The sequence below is a fragment of the Ruegeria sp. CDSB029 genome (assembly GCF_059611125.1).
Map to the genome: position 1 here is coordinate 1 of NZ_JBXWOX010000032.1, position 16,824 is coordinate 16,824.

General features: G+C 52.6%; 13 protein-coding genes and 1 pseudogene. 6 read left to right on the forward strand and 8 right to left on the reverse strand.

What is annotated here, in order from left to right; genetic code table 11:
- Positions 1-98: 98 nt before the first annotated feature.
- Positions 99-347 (forward strand): hypothetical protein, encoded by a 249-nt coding sequence (locus AC2FI8_RS22925; protein ID WP_496781075.1) that lies wholly within the window; start codon positions 99-101, stop codon positions 345-347.
- 162 nt (positions 348-509) lie between these two features.
- Here AC2FI8_RS22925 and AC2FI8_RS22930 read toward each other — a convergent pair whose 3' ends face one another.
- Positions 510-1,199 carry a hypothetical protein gene (locus tag AC2FI8_RS22930; protein WP_496781076.1) on the reverse strand — a complete coding sequence of 230 codons (690 nt, stop codon included), beginning with the start codon at positions 1,197-1,199 and terminating at the stop codon, positions 510-512.
- 287 nt (positions 1,200-1,486) lie between these two features.
- Positions 1,487-3,328: an adenylate/guanylate cyclase domain-containing protein gene (locus tag AC2FI8_RS22935; protein WP_496781077.1), complete on the reverse strand. Its 1,842-nt coding sequence runs from the start codon at positions 3,326-3,328 to the stop codon at positions 1,487-1,489.
- Positions 3,329-3,540: 212 nt separating this feature from the next.
- Between AC2FI8_RS22935 and AC2FI8_RS22940 the strand changes: the two genes are divergently transcribed.
- Together AC2FI8_RS22940 and AC2FI8_RS22945 are read left to right on the forward strand one after the other, a co-directional pair.
- Entirely contained in the window at positions 3,541-4,395 is an 855-nt protein-coding gene (locus AC2FI8_RS22940) for a CE1 family esterase (RefSeq protein WP_496781078.1), read from the forward strand.
- An 86-nt stretch (positions 4,396-4,481) separates the two neighbouring features.
- Complete coding sequence (locus AC2FI8_RS22945) at positions 4,482-5,303, forward strand: class I SAM-dependent methyltransferase (protein WP_496781079.1); 822 nt, start codon at positions 4,482-4,484, stop codon at positions 5,301-5,303.
- Positions 5,304-5,617: 314 nt separating this feature from the next.
- On the opposite strand, the gene AC2FI8_RS22950 is transcribed toward AC2FI8_RS22945, so the two are convergent.
- Positions 5,618-6,037 carry a hypothetical protein gene (locus tag AC2FI8_RS22950; protein ID WP_496781080.1) on the reverse strand — a complete coding sequence of 140 codons (420 nt, stop codon included), beginning with the start codon at positions 6,035-6,037 and terminating at the stop codon, positions 5,618-5,620.
- Positions 6,038-6,207: 170 nt separating this feature from the next.
- On the opposite strand from AC2FI8_RS22950, the gene AC2FI8_RS22955 reads away from it, so the two are divergent.
- Positions 6,208-7,005, forward strand: coding sequence for a GNAT family N-acetyltransferase (locus AC2FI8_RS22955; protein WP_496781081.1), 798 nt, complete (start codon positions 6,208-6,210; stop codon positions 7,003-7,005).
- 247 nt (positions 7,006-7,252) lie between these two features.
- On the opposite strand, the gene AC2FI8_RS22960 is transcribed toward AC2FI8_RS22955, so the two are convergent.
- Entirely contained in the window at positions 7,253-7,609 is a 357-nt protein-coding gene (locus tag AC2FI8_RS22960; protein ID WP_496781082.1) for a cupin domain-containing protein, read from the reverse strand.
- Between the two features lie 485 nt (positions 7,610-8,094).
- On the opposite strand from AC2FI8_RS22960, the gene AC2FI8_RS22965 reads away from it, so the two are divergent.
- Positions 8,095-9,264, forward strand: coding sequence for a cupin domain-containing protein (locus AC2FI8_RS22965; protein ID WP_496781083.1), 1,170 nt, complete (start codon positions 8,095-8,097; stop codon positions 9,262-9,264).
- 29 nt (positions 9,265-9,293) lie between these two features.
- Here the strand turns inward: AC2FI8_RS22965 and AC2FI8_RS22970 are convergent, their stop codons facing one another.
- The 4 genes from AC2FI8_RS22970 to AC2FI8_RS22985 form a co-directional block, all read right to left on the reverse strand.
- Positions 9,294-10,184 (reverse strand): DMT family transporter, encoded by an 891-nt coding sequence (locus AC2FI8_RS22970; RefSeq protein WP_496781084.1) that lies wholly within the window; start codon positions 10,182-10,184, stop codon positions 9,294-9,296.
- Positions 10,185-10,390: 206 nt separating this feature from the next.
- Positions 10,391-11,662: an MFS transporter gene (locus AC2FI8_RS22975; protein WP_496781085.1), complete on the reverse strand. Its 1,272-nt coding sequence runs from the start codon at positions 11,660-11,662 to the stop codon at positions 10,391-10,393.
- Positions 11,663-11,686: 24 nt separating this feature from the next.
- A complete protein-coding gene (locus AC2FI8_RS22980) occupies positions 11,687-12,319 on the reverse strand; it encodes a hypothetical protein (protein ID WP_496781086.1) in 633 nt (210 codons plus the stop codon).
- A 308-nt stretch (positions 12,320-12,627) separates the two neighbouring features.
- Positions 12,628-14,304, reverse strand: coding sequence for an adenylate/guanylate cyclase domain-containing protein (locus AC2FI8_RS22985; protein ID WP_496781087.1), 1,677 nt, complete (start codon positions 14,302-14,304; stop codon positions 12,628-12,630).
- Between the two features lie 317 nt (positions 14,305-14,621).
- Between AC2FI8_RS22985 and AC2FI8_RS22990 the strand changes: the two are divergent.
- Positions 14,622-15,950, forward strand: a pseudogene (locus tag AC2FI8_RS22990) (AAA family ATPase); the annotation flags it as partial.
- Positions 15,951-16,824: the final 874 nt, after the last annotated feature.

The window sequence follows — 16,824 nt, forward strand, 5'->3', positions numbered from 1 at the left end:
CGAAACCATCATCCCGATGGATCACAGACCGATCATGCACTAACAATCAACTTGGACCAGTCAGATGAGGCTGCTCACAGTTCATGGTCTCGGAGGAAATGTTTGAGCATTTTGGCGCACTGGCCGTCCAGTTTGCAGGCCATGGGAAAGGAGCCAAAACCGCACTCTTTCTCGAACTAATCGCCTTCTATGAGCGCACCCCGACGAGCGAAACGGCAAGAGTCGCTGAACTCGAAGGCGAGCTTCGTGAAGCAAAGGTGCAAGAGGAAGAACTGGCGTTGGAACTGGAACGAATGGTCCGTCGGCAAAATGCACTACTGGATCTGCTCGCAGAGCAAAGTGATTGAGGAATACCGGGCTATCGTCGTGTCTTGAATGAAAGCCTACAGAGCGCATCAAATCATACGCTGCATTCTCCAAGATCTATGCCCGCTCTCAGCCCAAACCGGACCTTCGCAACCAAGCTTTGCAAATTCCGAAATGCCCGCCGAACAGACCTTTGTCCGAGACTACACCCGATACCAGTTTTCAACTTCTCGGGCGGCTGCTTCGGCTGTAAAAGTAGTCTCTACCTCTGCGATTGCGTACTTTACTTCGTCTGAGCTAGCACTGAGTTCTAAGACGTTCGCATCCAGATCATGGGCTGACCCGGCATTTGAATAAATCGTATCGACCCCAATTCTGATGGCGTTTCGGTGTTGCAGTAGGTGCTCAAAAAACCGCACACAGATCATCTCCTCGTACGGAGAATGAATATCCGCTTCAGAGATCAAGCCCAATTCTGCGGCCTTGGCACACGTCAAACGCCAAGCCAGTTCCATTGTGGATGGTGGCGCGTCCCTGGCCTCATCAGGATGTCTGGGGTTCGCAAACGTAGATCTTCGAATAGCTTCGAGATTGGCACGCAAGTTCTTTGTGGGAACCGGATAGATGAATGTGGTTTCTTCGGAGGCTAAGGTTTGTTCAACCTGATCCGGCCGCGCCTGGATGAACTCTGAAAACCTGTTTCCGATGATAGGGACTTCACCGACAATCATGTCTGTGGGGTCGGTATGCTCCGCCAGCCATCGCGCCAGGGCTCTCCGCCCCCACAGCCCGGCTGCCTTTCGGATCAACGGATGAGTTCCATCCGAAACATCTGGATACTTTGCGAGTATGTCTTCGGTCTGAAACGCCGCGAGCCCTGTATCCCAACGCATGATATGCACCCGACGTCCCAAGGAGACTGAAATGGATATCAGCTGGCGCAACAGGAATGACTTTCCTGATGCCGGTAATCCAGTGAAGAAAACCATGCGGCAACGACGTGCAGCGTCCGCTAGGTGTCTTGCAATCTCTGCGTCCGCAAAACTGTCCTTAGAAATTACGAACCTCCTATTTCGGTGTCGGCAACAGCGTGAGGTAGCAAGCGCAACTTGGTTCCAAAACCGCTACAAACATTCTATGTCCGCCATTCTGAAAGCGATGTTTGCAAGTAATCGCGGCGTTAGTTCTCTGAAACTTCAATACCGGCAATGCGAAGCCCATCCATTATCTTTTCGATCAACTCCGTTGGCATTCCACGTGCTCGATACGGTGATCGTGGATCGTCAAGAAACTCCGGGTGTTCGTTTTGCAAGCGTCGCGCCATCTCTTGCGCCTTTTGTTGCTCGCCGTCCAAAGCATAGGTTGCAGTCAGGCTTGCCATCGACATGGTGGATTTCGGCGCACCCCAGCTCAAGATGACTTTTTGCGCCTCATCATAATTGCCTTGCAAGATCGCGTGCAGCACCCAAGCGTTGTTGTAGCCAGGATGAAGTTTGGGGTTGAGGTCTTTTGCGCGGGAAATCCACTCTTTACCTTTTTCAAACTCGCCGGAGTAAGCAAGAAAGATACCCAGATCCGCGAGGATCCAGGAATCATTGGGACTAAGATCCGTGGCGTTCTTTGCGTGTTCAAAGAAGACCGCCTTGTCTTCTCCCGTCATTCTGCTGAGGATTGCCAGGGCGTAGTGCGCATCCGCATTGTCCGGGTCTTCCTCAAGTGCACGTGTGGCGGCGTCTCGGGCCTTATTTGCCCAATCCGGATCGGTGTCGAATGATCGTTTCTTAGACTCGAGATAGTTAAAGGCCAATCGCGACCAAGCAAGAGAGTAACCAGGTTCTTCCTTCACGGTTCGCAATAGACAGTCCCGAGCCTTGCGATGCGCTTCAATGCTGAAACTTTGATAAAACCAGAATCCCAACAGATAACATTCATAGGCTTCCAGGTTTTCCGGTGCCTTGTCGCGGATAGCCTGCTGTACAGAAGTGTTGAACAACGGGGCATCGCTTGAACCGATTTGCGAGGCGACCTTTCTTGCAATCTCAACCTGGATATCCAGGACATTTGCGATGCTGAGGTCCATATCAAAGGGGCCCGGCGGTGTGAGTTGACGGCAAGTCCTTGCATTGATGAATGTAGTTGTCACCCGCAGTTTCGAGTCAGACCGTTGGGCCGTGCCGCCAAGTATGTAATCGGCCCCTAAGGCATCCCTGATCGCTTCGCAATCTTTGTTACTGCTGAAGTCGGCTCCAGCTTCGGGAGCTATAACAAACAGGTTAGAGAACTTCGCCAACAAGGCGTTAAGATCACGCGTCAAACCTTCAGCGAAATACTCGTCTTCCTTGTTTTCCCCGATTGTTTCAAAAGGTGTAATGACAATCCGCGCACCTGACGGAAGGTCGCGCGGATCATCTCTTCCAAATACAAAAAAAGCTGAAATCGCGGTAACTGTGGCGACAACAGCCGTCGCGGCAGTCCATCGGATCGCTGCGCTGCGCTTGGGTTTGACCGCAAGTTCCGGAGGCCAGGTCCAAACCTCGACCTTATTGGCGATATTCTTCAATTCATGGGCGCCAGCATGCGCAAATTCCGCGTCCACCTTTCCCGAAAGTTGATCGGCAACTGCTTTGGAAACACAAAGGCCTCCGGGCGGTGCGATTGCTTCCAACCGAGCCGCAATGTTGACACCGTCTCCCAGCAGGTTATCGCCATCTGCCACGACATCACCGAGATGTATTCCGATACGAAGGTTCATGCGCCCTTTTTCCGGCAGATCGAGGTTCCGGACTTTCAGCTCTCTTTGAATTTCCAATGCACAGCGGGACGCGTCCGTTGCACTTGTGAATTCAGCGATGACGCTGTCACCCGCGCTGCCGAACACGCGACCACCGTAGTTTGAGATGAGGCCATCAATGAGTTTTCGGTAGCCCTTTAGCGCTGCAATGGTGCCCTCTTCATCACGCCCGATCAGGCGTGAGAATCCCACAAAATCCGCAGCCATAATGGCAGTTAGACGGCGTTCCATAAGTCCCCCCGTACCACTTTAATGAAAGTTACCTGGGTTCTCGAACAAAATCTAAGTTCTTTCCCAAGCTCATAACTACTCATTTGGATAGAGATAGACCGGCCAACTTTGCCTAGACTTCAGATGGTTCACAAACGCTTGGCCGCTGCCTTCGGAGATGCGCAACGCTGTGCTATGATCTTCTGTGACCTAACCACAGAGGTACACTTTTGATGCGACCCGAAACGCGCAATCGCATTTTGACGCTCGGTATTGCCATTGCTGTAATTGCTGCAAGTCCGAATGAGGCCTTTGCCTCGGACGGAGAGTGTGGCGCACCAGATGCACCTTGCACATTGGAAGGCGGGGAGTACTACGTGGCCCTGCCAGAGGTTCCGGATGAACCGCCTGCCGTCATTTGGTTACACGGTTATGGACGGTCTGGGAAAGGGATGATCCAGAACTCCGCCTATGTCGATCCTTTCATCCGGCGCGGCTACGCTGTGATTATGCCGAGCGGGCAGCCCAGTATTAATAATAAAGACCTCGATTGGGGCGTGGCGGACGGGTATGACTTGGCACGCGATGATGTCGCCTTTATCGACGCCGTGCGCGCCGACGCGGTGGAGCGCTTCGGTATAGACCCGGCGAGAATACTGATCGCAGGCTTCTCCCGCGGCGGCTCGATGGTCTGGGACATTGCGTGCCGTGCGCCAGAGTTGGCAAGTGGCTTTGCTGCTGCGGCTGGGGCGTTTTGGGAGCCCATGACCACTGAGTGCGATGCGCCAGTTCATCTGTTTCACGTACACGGCTTTAAAGACCGAATGGTGCCGTTCGAAGGCCGGCAGCTGACATGGGAGGGTGTCGATTTTCACCAGGGTAACGTCATGAAGGGCTTGGATGTCTGGCGCCGCGAGAACACCTGTTTGGGAAGCGCGGAAAACAGCTTTGGCGACGATGACTCGATGCAGAAGGATTGGATGGACTGTGAGGCAGGCTCCATCCGGTTGAAAGTCACCAAGGGCGGGCACGGTGTGCCGGAAGGTTGGCGGAACGCGGTGCTCGACTGGTTCGAAGCGCTACCATAAGCACTCGATTGCCCGTATACCCTTCGGCTGCTTTGGGCGGATATGTATTCAGTAGCACCCGACTTATTTGATGAAAGGGTGAGAAAATGAAAGAACAAGTGTCCGATCACTATGGCCGCGGCCGTCGCCTGATCGACCAGATAGCTGATAGCCTGAAAGCCGCAGGCAACGACCCGAAGAAACTGTGCGCCGCTGACTTCGAACCAGTTGATGAGTTCCATTTTCGCGGCAGACGGGCGACTTTACAGTTATTGGAGAAACTGGAGCTAGCGCCAGGTTCGAATGTGCTTGATATTGGTAGTGGCCTGGGTGGGGTCACCAGAACAATTGCAGAAGAAGTGAACGCTAAGGTCACTGGCATAGATCTGACGCAAGAGTTTTGCGACGCAGCCAAAACCATTTCAGATTGGGTCGGTCTCAATGAACAAACCACGTTTGTTCAGGGAGATGCGACAAAGCTGCCATTTTCGGACAGCAGTTTTGATGGCGCGGTAACTGTCCATGTTGCGATGAACATCCCGGACAAGCTTTCGGTGTACAAAGAGGCCCGTCGTGTCCTGAAGCCCGGAGCACGATTTGGTATTTATGACATTGTACAGGGCGAAGGCGGTGACGTCGTTTATCCGACACCTTGGGCTATGGACGCCTCGATCAGTTATCTTGCGACCCCGAAAGAAATGGTCGATTTTCTGCGAAATGCGGGTTTTGCGATATTGGAAGAAGAAGATTCGACGGCTGAAAGCTATGAGTGGCTCAAGGCGAGAATTACGAAGCCAAAGTCTGATAGCACCATGCCGGTTACGACACAGATTCTATTTGGGAACGTCGCCATTGATATGGTTCAGAACCAACTTCTGGCTCTGGATGAACGCCGTTTGCTAACGTACCGCTTCATTTGCATGGCCTGACGCGATTGTTACATCGACGCTCGAAATAGTCATTCTTTGCGATAGGCGTGATTGGCTGACGGCGGCCCAAACCGAACCTTCATCGTCGGGCTTTACAAACTCTGAAACGCGGACAAATTTGCCGTTGGCTCAGTGGTTGCTGAGGACCGCTCGCAGCCCAAAACGGACATTCGTAACAAGACTTTGCAATCTCCAAGATGCGGACAAAGGCGATGTTGGAACGCTAGCAAAATCGCCCAATCGACGCCTTTATCGAGCGGTTTTTCTTTTACAGAATTTCAATACCACCAACGCTCGCCCTCGTGTCGGCGCAGTCAGCCTCCAATGCTGAAGTGATCACGGTGGATCAACAGTAAAAGCGCGACAAAAGCTGCCATGGCCGCAAGGGCGATCACCGGGTTTCGATTGATCGGAAGGCCGCGGTCATTCAGTGCAAAGGGATCAACGAAACGCTCCCATTGACGGGTGATGGTAAACAAATGCATGGCGGCAAGACCGCCATAGCTAAATATGCGAAAAACGCCAAACGCGGCCAACACACAGAGCACGATCTGTATGCCGCCCACGGCAAATATCTGGGCAAAGGACATCTCGATCCCGTCGACGTTTTTGGCTAGGTTTTGATACTGCTTAGGCGCAATTATCTTATGGACGGCCCAGAGAAACATAAACCACACCAACCCGATGCGCAGGATAAAAACGGCGGCGGCGTCCTTGCGGTCATGAAATGTCACGGCCCGTCCTTTGCTAACGATATTAGGAACGGGCATATCAAGAAAGGAGCTTCCCAACTATCCCAAAATCCTCTTTGCGTCGCAGTCTTGCGCGTGACGTCCGCTTGACGACACGCCCCCTATCAAACGATCATCTCCGAACTGTCATGTGGTACTTCGAGGGAGATCTCATGGAAGTATTCGGAAGTGAAGCACAACGACGCATGTCAACCATGGGCGAGCATCTTATGCAGCTGTTGGGTGATGACCCTCGGTTTTGTAGCCATGGGCGTGGTATACAGATTGCCAACGAATATAGCGGGGCGTTGGATGATGCCGTCGCAATGGCCCGAATTCTTGGCATCACGGCGATAGAAAGCATACCGCGTGAGGAGGTGGCGACGGCGCGAGAACAAATTGAAAGCGAGGGTTTAAAGACCGATACGATTGCTTGCTATCTTGGCGGTCTGAACTGTGTCGAAGCCGCTCGCCAAGTGGTCGCAACGCAGGCGTTGCCCGAGGATTTAACCATACGAGTGATTGATCGCAGCTCTCCGCCAGAATGGCTTGAAGCTTTCGCGGAAGTCGCGTTGAGCCACGGTGTTCTACCGCCAATAGGGCCGGTGATGCGCGGATTGTCTCGTCCTGGGTTTGCTATGGTCGTCGTTGATAGATCAGGTGCTCCAGTCGCAACTGCGGGTTCAGTGCTGTGTCATCCCTCCAGCAGTCGGCTGCATAGTCGCGCACAATGGGGGCAACTCTCGACCAAACCTGAACGCATGGGCGAGGGCATTGCAAAAGTCTTGGGGGCTATAGCTCTAATACACTCGCATGAAAAGCTTGGCGCCACAGGGTTCAAGACAGGCATCGCTCCGGGCAACATTCCCTCTGCACGGCTTTGCGAAAGACTTGGCTTGGAGGACAGTGGAAGCGACATAGTCGCGATCATAGACCCTCACGTATACTCAGAAGATCGGTTAACCAAGTGACCCATCCGGCTGTCTGTGGTCGCATTGTGTAAGCAATACTACCAAGAGCCTGAGTTAGTCTCTTGAAAAAGCTCAAGCAGGGTAAACTCTAGTCTGCTTTGAGCTCATTATTGCAGTTCTCTGCGGCTCGCATGATTGGCTGGGCGCAGCCCAGAGCCGCCATTCGCGCAGCACGCTGAGAAGGTATGTTCCGAGCCCATTTTGGTCTTAGGTTTGATCGCAGGGATCGCCTCGCAATACGAACTTCCTAAGAGACGATCATGTAATACTTCCGCAATTTCTCGGTGATCTCCCAGATCAAACTGCTCCCTTTTTTGATGAAAAATGTATCACCAGCTGTGAAGGTCTCGGCGTCTCCGTCAGGATGCGTAAGTGTTACGGACCCGGAAATCACGGTCATCATTTCATGTACCGGATAGGCGTCGATCTCTTCACGACTGGGTGGGCATTCCCAGACGCCCGAGAGAATAGTTTCGTCGTCGTTTGCAAACTTAAACCAGTTTCGTTCGTTCGTATCACTGGTTGTGAAGGCGCCAGGATCGGTGAAATCCGAGGCCACCATGTTATCGGGGCTGGGTATCAGCCTGAAAGACATCTTGTTCATTGAAACTCCCTTGTCGCGTGGTGATCAATCGAAGACTCGGCTTTTGATTTCCTGAGCTGTGATCTTAGCACAAATCGGCTCGCGCCTGCATAAACGGCTTTGGCACAACCCGCAGCTAACTTCCGCTTTCCACACATCGTTGGCCTTAGTGAAACTCGCTGCATACGACAGATGGGGCTCGGTGTCGCCGTTCGCTGCTCTTCGCGTCAGTGATTGGTGGCAAGCCCAATCCAGATATTCAAAACCGAACTTTGCATTTCCAGCTTGCGCCACAATGCGTAAATTCGCTGCGATTACACCAATATTAGCTTCCCGGTTTTTGCGTCGGTTAAAGTGCTGTTTTAGCAGTTGACCTCGCTCAGAATGCGCGGTGGTTAACGTGTGCCATTACTCAAACATGCCAGTAAGAAAGCGACCCAATTTAGAGAACCAATCGCACCGTGTTATCCTTTTTGATGCCTATTCCCATTTATTAGGAGGTCAGCATGGCTAATTCATCAAGGCGAGATTTCTTCAAAACAGCGGCGGCGGCAGGGTTGGGCGGAACTGCTGCGGTGCAAGTTTCAGCTGCGGAATTTCCATCCGGCCCGTTTTGGAACAATGTTCCCGACCCAGAGCTTTCCAAGCAGGAACTCCCAAACTTCAAGTTTGAACTGGAAAAATCCAAAGGGCGTGAAGATGGTGGCAGTTTTGGGAAAGAAGCCACCGTGCAACAACTTCCGGTTTCAACCGGAATTGCTGGCGTCTCAATGAAGCTTGAACCCGGTGTCGCCCGTGAACTGCACTGGCATGCTACTGCTGCGGAATGGGCTTTTGTCATGGAGGGTCGCTGCCGGACAACAGTCATCAATCCTGCGGGTAAGTCTGAGACGAACGATTTTGAGCCAGGCGATGTATGGTACTTCCCGCGTGGTTACGGACACTCCATACAGTGTCTGGGCAACCAGCCCTGTCACTTCATCCTAATTTTTGACAACGGGTACTTTTCTGAATTTGGAACATTCAGCATCACGGACTGGATTGGTCACGCGCCGAAAGACCTGTTGTCAAAATCCTTGGGGTTGCCCGCCGCGGCGTTTGACTCATTTCCCAAGAGCGAAGTTTATTTCGTGCACGGCGATCCACCCCCTGAAAAACCTGCCTTGCTTCATCAAGGTCATCTGGCAACACCTCGGAGGACGCACAAATACAGGCTTCTGGAACACGAGCCGAATTCTTCATTCGCAGGCGGTCGCGAATGGCTGGTCAGCCAAGCGGAATTCCCCATCTCAACCACAGTGACAGGCGTAGTGCTGGAGCTTGAGCCGAATGGGATGAGAGAGTTCCACTGGCACCCGAATGCTGATGAATGGCAATATGTAATGAACGGCAGCATCGGTATTACACTATTTGGTGCAAATGGCCGTTTCGCCACAGAATCTCTGAACAAAGGGGATGTCGGGTACATTCCACAGGGCTACGGACATTCGATTGAAAATATCGGTGAAGAAAAAGCCCGAATACTGATTGCGTTCAATACCGGGGAGTACCAGGCAATTGACCTTTCAGAATGGATTGCAGGCAATCCGGACTACCTGCTTGCCGCGCATTTCAATCAGAAGCTGGATGTCGTTGAAAAACTCCCGAAACAGGACGTCTTCATTGCGCCAAGATAAGTACGTGGTGGCTCCGACGTCACATCAATCTAAGATTTGAACTTGCCGATGATCAGCGCAGCAATGATCAGAACAAGCGCGAGAATGTCATTTGCATGCAATCGTTCGCCGAGAAACGCAATGCCAATGAGAACGCCAACCAACGTGATCAGATAACCGGAAAGGGCGGTAAAGGTCGGGCCTGTTCGACCAACCATATAAATGAACAGAACATAGGCTATGCCGCCACAAAAAACGCCCAGCCCGACCAACGCCGCAATGCTTTGCCACGCCGGGTCGGGTTTCCATGCGGAACCGAGGATCAGCGTCAATACAACTAGAACAGCAGACGCAATCATAAAGACATTTCGCATCGCCAGAACCGGTGGCACATTCGACAGGTGCTTCATCATGATCAGGCTCGCCGAGAAACTCAACGCGCCACCCAGAATCGCCAACTCTCCAATTATGTCTGCCAGCCAGCTGCCTTTGATACTTGGAACAATCAGAACCAGAATACCAATAAAGCCGACAATAACGCTCAGCGCAGCTATCAATCCCCAATGCTCTTCTTTCACAAAAAACGGGGCCAGTATCAGGGTAAAGATCGGCACGGTAGCTAGGAGGATGGCAGCAATACTGCTGTCGACGTGCTGCTGCCCCCATGGGATCAAAAAGCACGGCAAAATCGCCTCAGCAATAGCGATAGCGCAATAGAGCGACCAAGGTTGTTTCCCGACCTCTGCCGAAGATCGGGCTGAACGCCCGTACATCACTGCGGCTATGATCGTCAGAGTTATAAAGCCGATCAATACACGTCCGGTCGCGACCAACAACGGCGAAAAACTTCGGATGGCCAATTCGTTCAGGACAAACTGAGATCCCCAAATCAGGCTGATCCCGACCAACAACAGGTAGTCGAGCTGAACCGGCCTGTTCATGATATCAGTGCTTTCTCGAACACCTGGATCACCGCATTAGCTTCGCGCTACCTAACCCTATCACATAATGCAGACCACTGCCCCTTACCAACGAGATAACAAGACATCGGTCCATCGGATATGATCAGGCCTTAGTCTGATCGTTTATCCGATGGAGAACAGCGCCAACCGATCAAGTTCAGCGGCTTTTGAGCAAAAAGCAAACGTCACTTCGGGAGTGGCTTGCCGCGGTTCTCGGGAAGGCGGTAGAGCGCTAACAGAGACAAAACTCCAGCTACCATAAGCACGTAGGCTGGAACAAAATCATTCGAAGTGCGTGACACTAGATAGGTCACGACCAAAGGGGTTGTCCCGCCGAACAACCCAAGACACAGGTTGAAGCCAATTGCCGTACCGCTGCATCGCACCGAAGCGGGAAACATTTCGACCATGGTCGGCATAATGACCGCGAAGCCAACACCGTAGAGGACACCAAACCCGCACTGACCGATCAAAATAAGAACGAAACTCTGATGATGAATGAGCCACCATAATGGCCAAGCAAAAATCATGCTGCCAATGGCAACAAATGCCAACATCGGCTTGCGTCCTAAACGATCAGCCAACCAGCCTGCGGGCAGGGTTACAACAAGCATTGTGAAGATCGCCAGCGTATTGATATCCATGGATTTGGCGGTTGAGATGTGCATCTTCTCGGATAGGAATGAGGCGGCATAAACAAATTGCATATAATAGCCGATGCTGGTGACCAGCAGCAGGCAAACCAGGCGAAGGACTGGCCTCCAGTGGTTTCTCATCACCACAATAAAGGGCGAACCCGAAACACGCTCGGATGCGTCCAGAACACTTGGTTCCTCCATCTGGCGGCGCATCAACAATCCCCAAACGGCAATCAGCCCACCGAGAAGAAAGGGAACCCGCCAGCCCCACAGTTGCATGGCTGCTTCCCCGACAATGGTGCTTGTCAGAGCCGCGCAACCGGAACCTAAAAGGACGCCCAAAAGGCACCCAACTTGCGGCCAACAGCCGATGAAACCGCGATGCTCATCCGGTGCACTTTCAGCCAGGTAAACGGCGGATCCTGTGTATTCGCCACCCATTGAGAGGCCTTGAACGACCCTTACTGCCACAAGTAACAGCGGCGCCGCGTCGCCAATTCGGGAGGTATCCGGCAGTATCCCGATGGCGAATGTGCCGCCGCCCATCAAACTGATCGAAATCAGCATGCTGGTCTTCCTACCGATCTTGTCTCCGATATGGCCAAACACAATACCGCCTAATGGGCGGGCCAGAAAACCAAGGGCAAAGACCCCAAAAGAAGCCAGCAGAGATGCCGTCGGATCATCCGCGGGGAAAAAATGTTTGCCTATGATCGCTGCCAAGAAACCGTAAATTGCGAAATCGTACCACTCCAACACATTACCCACAGTGGCGGCAGTGAGATTTACATGTTTGGGAATCCCGGGAGACAGTTTCAATTGCGATCCACTTGGTTTGGCTGTTCAGAGATAGATCATTTCCCACTCGGCGGGACCGATGATTTGCATCAGGACTTTCGTACCAAGGGAGGCACCACTGAGTGATCCTATATGCGGCAGGTCGCCATCATAGGTCAGGGTCCAGCCCTGGTCCGGCGGGCAATCGATTTCCAACCGAAACGATCCGTAGTCCGGGATTTTCTGACGCAGGACAACGCCATTTCCAGAAAGCACATGCATTACTTCGTCAACACCTGTTTGTGTCAGGCTACGATTGACGTGAAAACGGTCGAAACGAGCGTAATCGATCCCTTCCAACACCTGATAGAGTTGAGGGTAAATTACCTCGTGAGTTTTGTCGGTCGTTGAAAGAAGTCCACCACCCCCCGTTCCAGGCGTACGCCCTGCGGCGTTGATACACTCCAGGAGCCGTTCGCGTGACCATAAAAAATGATTCTGGACTTTCTGACTCTGCTCCTGATCCAAACTATTGGCTTCTAAAAGGGCGCGAATTTCAGCAGGGGCGGAGGCTGTATCAAGCGGCCAAACATGCGCGCCTACTTTTTGTAAGACGGTATTGATTTCTCTCCGGTCGCAGACGACAGCATCGTGGTCAGGTAGCCAAAGTCTAAGATTGTCAGGGGTTTCGCCACTCATATGTCAGGCTCCTATTGCCACGATAGGCGCTCTCGCACTAACGCGCATTGTATATGAATGGCCATTTTAGTCGAGAGAAACACAACTGCTGAAAATTGGATCGGAGTTTCAGCACAGATAAAATGAAACTACCGGTCATTCATCCAACACGCAGCATCCGGGTGGTATGGGCTCAGTGTCGTCGTGCGCAGCTTTTCGTATCAGTGACTGTAGGCAGCCCGAAGCGGACATTCAAATCCGCGCTTTGCATTTACTAAGATGCGCGATCAAGCTGCCGGTTTTGCCAGCGCGACTTGGTTCCGGCACCGCTATTCTGGCAACCCTGCCCGGCGAAGTGCCTCAAAGTAGCGTTCAGCGCCTTCAGAGCCGCCATAGTCCACGTTGCTACGCCACTTCGAAATCGTTTCACTAGGTTCCATTTGCAGCATTTGCGCCAAGGCCGCAGACGCTTTCTCAGGTTCCCCAAGCATTGCGTGAGCAGCGGCCCTTGTGCTGTGAAGTGCCGCATAGCTCTTTGAAAAGCGCAATCCCGCCTCTGCAAAGGCGATAGCATCATGGTCTCGACCAAGCATTACGCAAGAGGTGGCGGCACCCCCGGAAGCACCCACGAAAACGGCTCCATATCGGCCCAACCGAAGCGCCGTCTGAAAGCAACTCAATGCCATTTTAGGAAACCCGGCCCAGTTGTATCCCCAACCCATAAACAAATGCAGGCGGGCATCTAATGGCGCTCGTTGCCGGATTTGCTCCAGCGCCACGGAAAGTCGATCCGCATCCCCATCCACATTGTAGTCAGCCACGGCAACACTCAGATCAAGCGTTGGGCTTTGCCCTGCCATCTGCCGTCCGGCCTCGATCCAGCGTGGCAATTTCTCATAGTAAGATGACAGCTCGCGACGAAGATCATAGGTTCTTGCGCCATTCATTGTCCAAATGGCTTCGGCATAGGCGGCAGCGAGGGTTGGTTTGGCTTTGATGGCCCTGGCGTGGTACGACAATGTCTCTTCATAGCTGTCGATGCCGGCATCAGACCATGCGATCATGCCCATCAGGACGCACTGCTCGGCGGTCAGTTCGTCTTCTGGCAATGCGGAGAGTTTTGCGGTCTCAGACTGGATCAAGATCCCACTAACGGCATCCAATAGCTTTTCTACGACCTCGTCCTGCCAATCGAAGATAGCTTCGACCAAACCGTCGAACTTCTGAGTCCAGATTTCAGAACCAGAAGGGTCAGCTAAGCGGGCTTCCAAACGCAATCGGTCACCGTGTCCACGCAGCATGCCGCGAAGCGCATATCCCTCTGGTGGCTCCGCGGAGGATATCGCCGCGTTTAACCAGTTGATCGTTCGAAAATAAGAACCGAAATCTGAAGTGAGAGCTGCGGCCATTTCCTTTAGTTCAATGCGTTGGTCGCTGCACGTCACAGGATGGATGGAGAGCTTTGGCAAGCTCGTCTCCGTGAAAGAATGCGAGCTTTGCGATGCGCCCTGGTGCGGTCCATCGTAAATCCACACATCCAGGCTGCGCTCGATGTTCTTAAGCTTCTTCTTCCCTACAGCTTTAAACGCGTCTGCCAGAGTGTGTTCAATGTTCAAGTGTACGGGTTCAGAAATAGCGATGCCACCGGTTGGCGCAATGCTCTCAAGCCGTGCGGCAATGTTTACACCGTCACCCAAGATGTCGTCACCTTTTTCTGTGATGTCACCCACATGAACACCGATCCGCATGTTCATTAACGAGTGTTCGGCCAACTGCTCTTGTAGCTGCATTGCTGCGGTCACAGCTTGCGCCGCGCTGTCAAATCGCGCCAACCAACCATCACCCATGCTCTTCACGACCCGACCTGATTGGCCCGCTATTGTTGGGGTGACGATGTCACTTTCCAGGTGATCAAGCATTAGAAGTGTGGCTTGCTCATCTTTGTGCATGAGCGCCGAATATCCAACGACATCCGCGGCCAGTATTGCCGCCAACTTTCGTTGCAATTGTTGTCCCTTGCTCGACATGCTTCGACAATAGTAGATGCGGCTCTTCACTCCAACTGGCTGATTACGAAGTCCGCTCAGGGCTCTAGGTTACCGTTCGCCTCCTTCTCATCAGCGGCTGTCAGCCCACAGCGAATCTTTGATCGGGTAGTAGATCAGCAGGGCAGTTTATGCCAATCGGGTGGATTCGGCCTTTCACTGTGGCCGCAAAAATCCACTGATTTCACCTGAAAGCCCTCGAATCGGTTGTTGTGATTGGTCAAGTTACAAGCAGGGTTTGATTTGTGTTAATGTGGTTTCATCCACCGAGGTTTCCTATGCCGCAGCGGGTGCAAAACTTTCTCAGCGAGCTTGGGCTCACCGAATACAACGAGGCCTTTCGCGAGCAAGGCGTTGATTACGATCTACTTGGCGATTTGACTGCCGACGATTTGCGTGAGTTGGGGATAGAAAAGCTTGGCCATCGTAAACGCATCTTGGCTGCGGCAGCGCAGATTGAAACTGAAGTGGATCGCGAGGCGCCAGTCAGGAGGCGCCTGCTGACCTTGATGTTTGCTGATTTGGTCGACTCAACGGCGCTGTCAACACAGATCACTCTGGAAGATTATCACGCCCATATCCGCAGTTTTCAGAATACCGCCAAAAGCACGGTCGAACAGTACGGTGGCTATGTCGCAAAGTATTTCGGTGACGGCGTGTTGGCATATTTTGGCTATCCCCAAAGTCATGAAGACGATGCAGATCGTGCCATTCGAGCGGGCTGGGAATTGGTCAAACTGGTTTCGGACTTACCTGGTTCACTGGAAGGCATTTCTGTAGCAGCCCGTGTTGGAATTGAAACAGGGCCAGTGGTTATTGGAGAAGTCGTTGGTGAAGGTACTGCCAGCGAACACAGCGCTTTGGGATCCACACCAAATCTTGCGGCACGCTTGCAGTCTGTAGCTCCCCCAAGTTGCGTGGTTGTTGGCCCGGCAAGCCGACGCCTCGCTGATGGCAATGCGCATTTCAAAAGTCTTGGGCCACATACTCTGAAAGGCTTCGAGGATCCGGTTCCCGTTTGGAAGGTAACCGCAATTGCCAGATCGCGAGACCGTTTAGATCGACAAAAAGGCAACCTGACACCTCTCATCGGACGCCGCCAAGAGTTGAACGCTTTGACTTCTGCGCTAAGGCGTATGCGTGTAGGTGCCTCAATGGCGGTGAATGTGATCGGTGAAGCCGGGATTGGAAAGTCGAGACTTGTTCGCGAATTTTTTGATACTTCTGGGGGAACATTTACCAGTCTAAAGGGTCAATGCAGCCCCCATGGGGGGTCCACTGCTTTCCACCCATTTATCGAATTGGTCCGTGAGTATGCAGCGGATAGAAAACGGGAAGGCCTCTCGCCAGAAGACGGGTTTACCCAGATTGGGCTGGATCGCAAACGCCACGTGCCCTATTTGCTACTGCTCATCGGAAATAAAAAAGTTGATCAATCGCAAGTCGATCCAGAATTGGTTGGACCCCGCACACATGAAGCCCTGATCGAACTGGTGGTTTCTCATGGGCGGACGTCTCCAACGGTTCTGTTTCTCAACGATCTGCATTGGGCCGACGAAAGATCGGTAAGTGTTATCAATCACCTGATCCGCAAAGCTGATAGGCCTGGCGTCCTGGTTCTAACTTGTTACAGACCGGACTTTGAGGCGACATGGCTCAACGCCCCGGGGGTTGAGAATATCAACCTGATCCCCTTGGATCGAGAACAGTCAGCTCTGCTGCTTCGCGAATGCGTGGCCTCAGAAGCAGAAACTCGTGATTTTAGCGATCTTGTTGCGCGCGCTGGAGGTAATCCTCTTTTCCTAGAGGAACTTGCACGTCACGTTTTGGGCGCTTACGAGAGTTTGGAAACTGAAACCGGGGCTTCTATTCCCGATACCCTTGCAGGTCTCTTGATGCACAGGGTCGATGCGCTTTCTCCCGGTGCGCGCCGCGTCGCAGAAATGGCGTCCGTTTTTGGCCGCGAAGCGGAAATCTCGTTACTTGGAGACAATTTGCAAACAGAATTCGATGCAATTGGTGGGCTGGGTATTCTGGAGCCCTCGCCACAGAACGCACACAAGGTGCGCTTCCACCACGCACTCGTTCAACAGGTGATATATGAAAGCTTGCTTTCTGATGACCGACGTATGCTTCATCTGGAGGCGGCACAGAGAATAGAAGGTATGTACGCCGACAACCTGGCCGAGGTGGCGGAGACGCTGGCGCATCATTTCGAAGCTGCCGGCGAGTACAAATCCACCGCTCGTTTCGCCTATTTGGCAGGTTGCAAGGCGCTTGACCTTTTTGCATTGCGCGATGCCGAAATGTGGTTTGGAAAATGCCTGAACTTGACGATGGATCAAACCGGGGATGAGGCGACATTACTCCTGGCTCGGACTGTTGTGAATCAGACGCAGGTTCTTTGCTGGAATGGAGATTTTGCCGCGATGACCAAGCTGGCAAAAAGCCACTTGCCGCGCATACAAACTCTTGGTGAAA

What these genes read in the sequence shown, in the direction of transcription:
- AC2FI8_RS22980 (WP_496781086.1), bottom strand. Translation starts at nt 12,319, where the DNA reads ATGAGTGGCGAAACCCCTGACAATCTTAGACTTTGGCTACCTGACCAC.
- AC2FI8_RS22930 (WP_496781076.1), bottom strand. Translation starts at nt 1,199, where the DNA reads ATGCGTTGGGATACAGGGCTCGCGGCGTTTCAGACCGAAGACATACTC.
- AC2FI8_RS22945 (WP_496781079.1), top strand. Translation starts at nt 4,482, where the DNA reads ATGAAAGAACAAGTGTCCGATCACTATGGCCGCGGCCGTCGCCTGATC.
- AC2FI8_RS22965 (WP_496781083.1), top strand. Translation starts at nt 8,095, where the DNA reads ATGGCTAATTCATCAAGGCGAGATTTCTTCAAAACAGCGGCGGCGGCA.
- AC2FI8_RS22955 (WP_496781081.1), top strand. Translation starts at nt 6,208, where the DNA reads ATGGAAGTATTCGGAAGTGAAGCACAACGACGCATGTCAACCATGGGC.
- AC2FI8_RS22960 (WP_496781082.1), bottom strand. Translation starts at nt 7,609, where the DNA reads ATGAACAAGATGTCTTTCAGGCTGATACCCAGCCCCGATAACATGGTG.
- AC2FI8_RS22935 (WP_496781077.1), bottom strand. Translation starts at nt 3,328, where the DNA reads ATGGAACGCCGTCTAACTGCCATTATGGCTGCGGATTTTGTGGGATTC.
- AC2FI8_RS22925 (WP_496781075.1), top strand. Translation starts at nt 99, where the DNA reads ATGTTTGAGCATTTTGGCGCACTGGCCGTCCAGTTTGCAGGCCATGGG.
- AC2FI8_RS22940 (WP_496781078.1), top strand. Translation starts at nt 3,541, where the DNA reads ATGCGACCCGAAACGCGCAATCGCATTTTGACGCTCGGTATTGCCATT.
- AC2FI8_RS22970 (WP_496781084.1), bottom strand. Translation starts at nt 10,184, where the DNA reads ATGAACAGGCCGGTTCAGCTCGACTACCTGTTGTTGGTCGGGATCAGC.